This window comes from Winogradskyella sp. UBA3174, from assembly GCF_002364335.1.
In the GTDB taxonomy this organism is placed as follows: domain Bacteria; phylum Bacteroidota; class Bacteroidia; order Flavobacteriales; family Flavobacteriaceae; genus Winogradskyella.
This window is the reverse complement of the sequence record NZ_DEXW01000018.1, coordinates 1-8,164: the sequence shown is the minus strand read 5'-3', so window position 1 is coordinate 8,164 and position 8,164 is coordinate 1. Positions and strand designations below refer to the sequence as shown.

Annotated in this window: 9 protein-coding genes; 8 read left to right on the top strand and 1 reads right to left on the bottom strand. The window is 34.5% G+C overall.

Going from position 1 to position 8,164, the window contains the following annotated elements; translation table 11 throughout:
- The 4 genes from B2U95_RS01875 to B2U95_RS01860 all read left to right on the top strand — a co-directional run.
- Window positions 1-1,389, top strand: a 1,389-nt coding sequence (locus B2U95_RS01875; RefSeq protein ID WP_296311994.1) for a tetratricopeptide repeat protein, incomplete at its 5' end; no start/stop codon positions are given.
- Between the two features lie 317 nt (window positions 1,390-1,706).
- Complete coding sequence (locus B2U95_RS01870; RefSeq protein ID WP_296311991.1) at window positions 1,707-2,087, top strand: DUF2237 family protein; 381 nt, start codon at window positions 1,707-1,709, stop codon at window positions 2,085-2,087.
- A gap of 26 nt (window positions 2,088-2,113) precedes the next feature.
- Window positions 2,114-2,758 (top strand): thiamine phosphate synthase, encoded by a 645-nt coding sequence (gene thiE, locus B2U95_RS01865; protein ID WP_296311989.1) that lies wholly within the window; start codon window positions 2,114-2,116, stop codon window positions 2,756-2,758.
- Between the two features lie 354 nt (window positions 2,759-3,112).
- Window positions 3,113-4,012, top strand: a complete 900-nt coding sequence (locus B2U95_RS01860; protein WP_296311986.1) for an EamA family transporter — start codon at window positions 3,113-3,115, stop codon at window positions 4,010-4,012.
- 88 nt (window positions 4,013-4,100) lie between these two features.
- On the opposite strand, the gene B2U95_RS01855 is transcribed toward B2U95_RS01860, so the two are convergent.
- On the bottom strand, window positions 4,101-4,682 hold the full coding sequence (locus B2U95_RS01855; RefSeq protein WP_296311983.1) for a fasciclin domain-containing protein: 582 nt from the start codon (window positions 4,680-4,682) through the stop codon (window positions 4,101-4,103).
- A 208-nt stretch (window positions 4,683-4,890) separates the two neighbouring features.
- Between B2U95_RS01855 and B2U95_RS01850 the strand changes: the two genes are divergently transcribed.
- From B2U95_RS01850 to B2U95_RS01835, 4 genes are read left to right on the top strand one after another with little or no spacing between them, the layout of a single operon-like run.
- Window positions 4,891-5,475, top strand: a complete 585-nt coding sequence (locus B2U95_RS01850; protein WP_296311982.1) for a TetR/AcrR family transcriptional regulator — start codon at window positions 4,891-4,893, stop codon at window positions 5,473-5,475.
- Window position 5,476: 1 nt separating this feature from the next.
- Window positions 5,477-6,142, top strand: a complete 666-nt coding sequence (locus B2U95_RS01845) for an NAD(P)H-binding protein (RefSeq protein ID WP_296311979.1) — start codon at window positions 5,477-5,479, stop codon at window positions 6,140-6,142.
- 16 nt (window positions 6,143-6,158) lie between these two features.
- Window positions 6,159-6,791, top strand: a complete 633-nt coding sequence (locus tag B2U95_RS01840; protein ID WP_296311976.1) for an NAD(P)H-dependent oxidoreductase — start codon at window positions 6,159-6,161, stop codon at window positions 6,789-6,791.
- A gap of 46 nt (window positions 6,792-6,837) precedes the next feature.
- Window positions 6,838-7,998 carry an iron-containing alcohol dehydrogenase gene (locus tag B2U95_RS01835; protein WP_296311973.1) on the top strand — a complete coding sequence of 387 codons (1,161 nt, stop codon included), beginning with the start codon at window positions 6,838-6,840 and terminating at the stop codon, window positions 7,996-7,998.
- Window positions 7,999-8,164 lie beyond the last annotated feature (166 nt).

The following is an 8,164-nucleotide window of genomic DNA, read 5'->3' as shown; positions in this document are numbered from 1 at the left end:
GAGCTCAATGTAAATTACTTGGTAGAAGGCAGTGGCCAGCGCGTTGGAGATCAAGTGTTGCTCAATATCCAATTAATTGACGCTTCAAATGATCGACCGATTTGGGTTGAGCAATATAGTCGTGAAGTGGGAGATGTATTTGCGCTTCAGAATGAAGTGGCTAAGAAAATAGCATCTGCTATTGAGGCCACTGTGACGCCCGCTGAATTGGAACAAATCGAGAAAAAACCAACCGAAAACCTGATCGCTTATGACTACTATTTACAGGCACTTGACCCATTTCTATCGCGAACAGATAAAGGCCTTAAAAAGGCCATTGGATTATTTGAACAAGCGATTGAACAAGACCCTGAGTTCGCACTGGCTTTTGCCAATATCGCTATCTCATACTATCTTCTTGAAATGGACCAAATCGAAAAACAGTATACCGATAAGATTAATAGTTATGCAGATAAGGCCTTACTTTATGATTCAAAATCCGACGCAAGTCTAATCGCCAAGGCTTTTTATTACACACAAATAAAAGAGTACCAATTAGCCTTGCCACATCTTGAGAAGGCCTTGGACTATAATCCAAATTCATCTCTAGCAGTGCAAATGCTTGCTGATTTCTATTTTCGTTTGGTTCCCAATACGAACAAATACCTAGAGTACGCCCTTAGAGGAGTGCAGCTTAACGTTGCTAATGATTCTGTCACACAGAGCTATATTTATTTGGGCCTTGGTAACGCACTCATCGAAAACGGTTTTGTAAATGAGGCCATGACATACATCAATAAATCTCTAACCTACAATCCTGGGAATTACTATGCTCCGTATTTAAAAACGCTGATCTTATTTGCTAAGGACAGCAATATCGAAACCGCTACAAAGTTATTAGAGCGAGAGTGGCAAAAGGATACTACCCGCTTGGATATCTTACAGGACGTCGCTAATTTTCATTATTACCAAGAGAATTATAACAGGGCCTTTTTTTACTTTGAGAAATTTATTAAAGCAAAAGAAACCTACGGATTAGATATTTATCCTCACGAAGACATAAAAATCGGTATGGTTTATAAAAAGATGGGCTTGGACACACAAGCTGCCAATTTTTTTAGTGCATACGCTGAATTTTGCGAAACAGATCAATCCATCTACAAGAGTGCTAGTCTGGTTACAAAGTACGTTCAAGAGGGTGAAAATGATCGAGCAATCGAACAACTCAAAATTTTCGCAACACAGGATAATTACAAGTACTGGTTCTTAGTCTTTATGAAAATTGACCCGCTTATTAAATCTTTAAAAAACCATCAAGAGTTTGATAAGGTTATGCAAAAAATAGAAGACCGGTTTTGGGAGAATCAGACTCAACTGAGAAAATCACTGGAGGATAAAGGACTTATTTAATCAATTAAATAATTACGATTACCTCTTGAGAATCATTACAAGTTCTCCGTCTTAGGCCAATATATTATCTGGTGTAGTTTCTAACTTGTATTTCGGTATGTTTTACAATGTGTCCCTTGTTTAATTAGTTTCTTTGAAAAGTAATCAATTATACCAAATGAATTGGAAATTCGTAAAGTTCATACCTTTTCTAAAACGATTAAAAGTGATGTCCTTTATTTCAACAATTAAACTGATTCATTTCTTTAAACTCGCCTGAAAACTAGAAAATCATAACATAACCATTATCTTAGCATCAATTAATAAATATACCATTCATGTCAACTAAAGAATCGAGTTTTAATGTTTTAGGCGACCCTTTAGAAAACTGCTCTTGCGACCCAATGACGGGATATTTGCGGGATGGTTTTTGTAATACCACTCCAGACGATTATGGAACCCATGTGGTTTGTGCCGTTGTGACGAAAGAATTCTTAGAGTATTCACTGTCTCGAGGGAATGATTTAATTACTCCTGTGCCACATTGGAGTTTTCCTGGTTTAAAACCAGGTGATAAATGGTGTTTATGTGTCTCTCGTTGGAAAGAAGCTGAAAAAGCTGGTGTTGCGCCTTTTGTAGATTTAAAAGCGACGCATGAGTTGGCTTTAAAATATGTTTCGTTAAAACTTTTAAAACAAAATACCGTACCTTCTTTATAATATATTATATCATTTTAAACTTAAACATGATTATACCTAAATTACATTATATATCTCAAGGAAGCTCTCCAAAAGAACATCTGGAAAACATTCAAAAAGCATGTACTTCTGGTGTAGAATTAGTGCAATTGCGTTTAAAAAACGTCTCCGAAAAAAAAGTATTAAAGATAGCAGAAGAAGCTAGAGAAATTACATCGTATTTTCAAACTAGGTTAATTATTAATGATCATTATAAAATAGCAAAAGCCATTAAAGCAGATGGTGCACATTTAGGGCCAACAGATGTCTGCCTTAGCCTCGTTAGAAAACATTTATACACTTGGCAAATGATTGGTGGAACAGCAAATACCTTTCAGGATTGTGAAAAATTATTAGATAAAGAAATAGATTATATAAGTTTAGGGCCTTTTAGAGAAACAACTACGAAAGATAATACACCTCTTGTTTTAGGTTTGAAAGGTTATGTGGCAATTACAGATGTGTTAAAAACTCCAATACCAATTATTGGTGTTGGTGGCATCACCACAGAAGATGTTACAAGTATTTTAGAAACAGGTATTTCTGGAATTGCTGTATCTGCTGCAATTACTAAAGATTTTAATTCAATAAAAATATTTAATGAATTGCTAAATGCTTCTGCTACTGCGGAGCAACGTCATTCTTTTAAATAAATGCGATATTAACTATTTTAAATAGTTTACGCCTTTTAACAAAAAATAGACCTCCGTTTTAGTCATTCCAATACGTGAATAATAATAGTGTTCAGCTTCTGGTGCAGCCTATAAAATAAGTGTTGCTTTTGGTGTTTCTTGTTTTGTTAATCTAATTAGTCATCAAAATTGTATCGACGATAATTAATGTTTTAAAGACTTTTAAATCGCCTTTTTACAAATTAAACATCTATAATATTATACTATTTATTCTTATGGTATCAAATAGAAAAAGTCAAGAGAAGTTTGTAAGACCAAATATTTAATTAGAAATATTTAGTCCAAATTTATTATTCCAATATCTTCGCGCGCATTATGTGGATGTACCTTGGACTTTTAGCGGCTTTATTTTTAGGCTTACATAACTTATGTAAAAAACATGCCGTAAAAGGCAATGAAGTTTTTCCTGTACTGCTAGGTACTATTTCTTTTGGATTTTTACTATTGCTTCCTATTTATATTGGCTCTGTGTTTTATGAAGACTACATGATTAAAATAGGTTTTTATATTGCTGATATCTCATGGAAAACACATGGGTTTATCGCTATAAAATCAGCTATAATGGCATCATCTTGGGTACTCTCCTACCAAGCCTTAAAACATTTACCGATTACTATTGTTACGCCAATACGATCTGCTGGTCCTTTCTTTACATTTATTGGTGCTATTCTAATTTATCAGGAAAAGCCAAATTGTATGCAATGGATAGGTTTTTTTCTCATCATCGGCTCTATACTACTCTATTCTAGAATCGGTAAGAAAGAAGGCATTAACTTTAAACGAAACAAATGGATTTTCGCTATCATTAGCGCAACATTCTTAGGTGCTTCTAGTGGTTTATACGATAAGTTCTTAATTCAAAGTTTAGCCTTAAACCCACAAACCTTGCAATTTTGGTTTTGTTGGTACACAGTATTAATTCTGCTAGTCATATTATCCGTAACATGGTTTCCTTATAAGGAAAAGCGAAAAGCATTCACATTTCGCTGGACAATCATCGCCGTTGGTATTCTATTAGTAGCTGCAGATTATTTTTATTTTAAAGCATTACAAGATCCTGATGCCTTAATTATGTTGCTCTCTGCTATAAAACGAAGTCAGATATTAATTGCAGTTGTGGTTGGTGGTTTGGTTTTTAAAGAGAAAAATAAACGCAAAAAATTAATTCCTTTAACAGGTATTTTGCTTGGTGTATTTTTGATTTTGTATTCCTAAATAGTTAGGACACATCACTACATTAAAAACAACAAAAACCACTGTAATTCTACAGTGGTTTTTAAAATTATATGGTAAAATGTAATACTTATTTAGGCATTACAACTGTATCAACTGCATGAATTACTCCGTTAGAAGAAGCAACATCTGCTATGACTACTGTAGACATTCCGCCTTTTTCGTCTTTTAACATTACTTTTTCATCACTAAGACTTAACGTCAATGTTCCGCCTTGTACGGTCGTTACTGTAAATGCACCATTGTTTTGATTGATAGCGTCAATTACGGCTGCTGCTTCAAACTTTCCAGATACAACATGGTAAGTTAAAATACTTGCTAAAGTTGCTTTGTTTCCTGGCTCTAATAAAGACGCTACAGTGCCTTCCGGTAATTTTGCAAAGGCATCATTTGTTGGTGCAAATACTGTAAATGGACCGTCACCACTTAATGTTGTTGCTAAATCTGCGGCAACCACAGCGGCAACTAACGTTGAAAAGCTATCGTTTGCTGAAGCAACTTCTACTATATTAGGCTGTACTTCCTCTACTGCTTCAACTTCCATTATTTCTTCGGTTTCAACAGTTTCATTGGCTTCTTTCTTTTTGTCTTCACATGCAAAAAATAATACTGTACTTAATGCTAAAATACTAATCGTTTTAATTGTTTTCATGATATGGTTTAAGGGTTGTTATTAAATTTCTGTTAATATACTACTAAATCACTTTTGTTTAATATAATTAACAAAATCTTAAACAAATTACTGTCGATCAGAATTTCATAACTTTTACTAAATCACTTTAATTAGTTAACTAAAACTTTGTTAAAAAAAAGAATGAACATTCATTTTTATATATATTTGTATTTTAATTAATTTTGTAATGGCAAAACTTCAAAAAAGTATCGATAAACGCAACGCGCTTATTAACGCAACTATAGACTTAGTAAACAACAATGGATTTCATGCAACTCCAATGAGTAAAATTGCAAAAATGGCGAATGTCTCACCAGCAACAATCTATCTATACTTTGACAATAAACAAGATTTAGTAAATAAGACCTATATAGAAGTTAAAGCACTATATACTAACTATGCATTTGCAACTTATAATACAGACACTTCTGTAGAAGTAGGTTTTGAAACCATTTGGAAGCGCATTGCAGATTTTAAACTCAAAGAATGCGATAATGCTATGTTTTTAGCGCAATGTGATAATACACCGATGATTGATGAACTAAGTAGACAAGAGGGTATTAAACACCTGCAACCACTACTCGACCTTTGGGCTCGTGGAAAAAAAGAAGGTATTATAAAACCTATTTCAGATTACTTGTTATATGCGTATGCTATAAATCCATTATCATTTTTAGTAATGGCTCAAAAACGTGATGCCTTTCAATTAGATGAAGCGCATATTGAAGACGCCTATCAAGCTGCTTGGGACAGCATAAAATTTAACAAATAACATGAAGAAAACTGCAATTATACTAGGTGCTTCAGGTTTAACAGGTGGTTATATCCTCGAAAGATTAATCAACGATGAACGTTATGATACTATCAAATTATTTTCACGGTCTAAACTTGAAGGGCAATCCAATAAAGTGAAACAATTTATAGGAGACCTTTTGAACTTAGAACACTTTAAGTCGGACTTTACAGCGGACGAAGTTTACTGTTGCATTGGCACAACTAAATCGAAAACACCAGATAAAACACGTTACAAAAAAATAGATTACGGCATTCCTGTAGCGGCTACAAAATTAGCCAAAGCGAATCATATTGATACGTTTTTAGTAATGTCATCAATAGGAGCCAATAAAAACAGCAGTACGTTTTATACCAAGACCAAAGGCGAAATGGAACACGAGGTCTTACAGGGAAATATAAAGAACACTGTCATTTTAAGACCATCTTTTATTGGAGGGCATCGCAATGAAAAGCGAGCTTTAGAAAATATAGGATTGCTCATTTTTAAAATGATACAACCCTTATTAATCGGATCGCTTAAAAAATATAGAATTATTGAAGCTAAAACGATCGCACAAGCCATGATTCACCTAGCAAATACGACCGAAGAAAATGAAGTTATTGTCACTTCAAACCGCATACAAGATATAGGAACTAACAACTAAAAACACAACTACACATTTGGAATTATTAGATAAATTAAATTGGAGATACGCTGCAAAAGCCATGAATGGGGAAACTGTAGCAGAAGATAAAATAGAACGCATTTTAGAAGCCGCACGTTTGGCTCCAACATCAAGCGGATTGCAACCTTTTGAGATTTTTGTAATTAAAAATCAAGAATTAAAGGAAAAAATTAGACCTGTTGCTTGGAATCAGTCGGTTGTAACGGATTGCTCTCACCTACTCGTTTTTGCAGCTTGGGATCACTACACAGCAGATCGCATCAATTACATGTTCGATTTAACCAATGAAATTCGTGGGTTTAAAAACGAAGGTTGGGAAAACTACCGTCAGATGCTTTTAGATTCGTATCCACAACAAGATGCTGAAGTCAACTTTAAACATGCTGAAAAGCAAGCTTATATTGCTTTGGGTACAATAATGATTGCTGCCGCTTACGAAAAAGTAGATTGCACTCCTATGGAAGGCTTTAGTGCAGACAAAGTAGATGAAATTTTAGGACTCCGCGAAAAAGGGTTAAGAAGCACCGTTTTATTACCAGTAGGTTACAGAAAAGAAGATGAAGATTGGTTAGTAAATCTCGTAAAAGTGAGAAAACCAATGGAAGATTTAATAACGGTTATAGAATAAACAACCGATTATAGCACACAGATTAACAATTAAAAGCGAAAAGAAAATGAACAATTTTGAATTCAAAAACCCAACCAAAATCATATTTGGAAAGGATACCATAGAAAAACTAGAAAACGAAATTCCTAAAGATGCGAAAGTCCTTCTACTCTACGGAGGCGGAAGCATTAAGAAAAACGGCATTTACGAACAGGTAAAAACAGCTTTATCAAAAGTAAATGTTATTGAATTTGGAGGTATTCCTGCAAATCCTGAATATGCAGTTTTAATAAAAGCTTTAAAAGTTATAAAAGACGAAAACATTACCTATTTACTAGCTGTTGGTGGTGGTTCGGTTATTGATGGTACTAAATTTTTATCAGCTGCGGCATTATTTGAAGGAGATACACCTTGGGATATATTATCTAAAAACATTAGAACCGAAATAGGTATGCCATTTGGAACGGTTTTAACCTTACCAGCTACAGGTTCTGAAATGAATTCAGGTTCTGTAATTACTAGAGCAGAAACCATGGAGAAATTAACTATGGGTGGACCAGGTTTATTCCCTGTGTTTTCTATATTAGATCCGCAAGTAATTACCTCAATTCCAGAACGTCAATTAGCTAATGGATTAACGGATGCCTTTACGCACGTTTTAGAACAATACATGACCTACCCAATTGGTGCGTTGTTACAAGACCGTTTTGCCGAAAGTATTTTGCAAACCTTAATCGATGTCGCACCAAAAGTGATGAAAGATCCAACGGATTATAAAGCAGCATCAAATTTTATGTGGAGTTGTACTATGGCCTTAAACGGACTCATACAGAAAGGCGTGCCTACAGATTGGGCTGTACACGCAATTGGACACGAGTTAACCGCTTTATTTGGAATTGACCATGCACGTACATTAGCCATAATTGCACCAAGCCATTACAAGTTTAATTTCGAAACTAAAAAAGAGAAATTAGCACAGTATGCAGAGCGTGTTTGGAATATAACCGAAGGAAGTACAGACGATAAAGCGTATGCTGCAATCCAAAAAACAGTAGGCTTTTTCCATGAGTTGGGAATTGACACGAAACTATCGGATTACACGAAGGATTATGAAGGCACAGCCGAAGAAATAGCGCAGCGTTTTATCGATCGTGGATGGCTTGCACTGGGTGAACACAAATCCTTATCTCCAGATAAGGTCGAAAGCATTGTAAAAATGGCGTATTGATATTAAAGAACGTTCTGAAACCGTTTCAGAAGTAATTATAGAATTTTAAAAAAAAAAAAATGAACATATTATTTGTACTAACATCTCACGATAAATTAGGAGATACAGGAAAAAAAACTGGCTTTTGGGTAGAAGAATTTGCTAATCCCTATTACACTTTATTAGA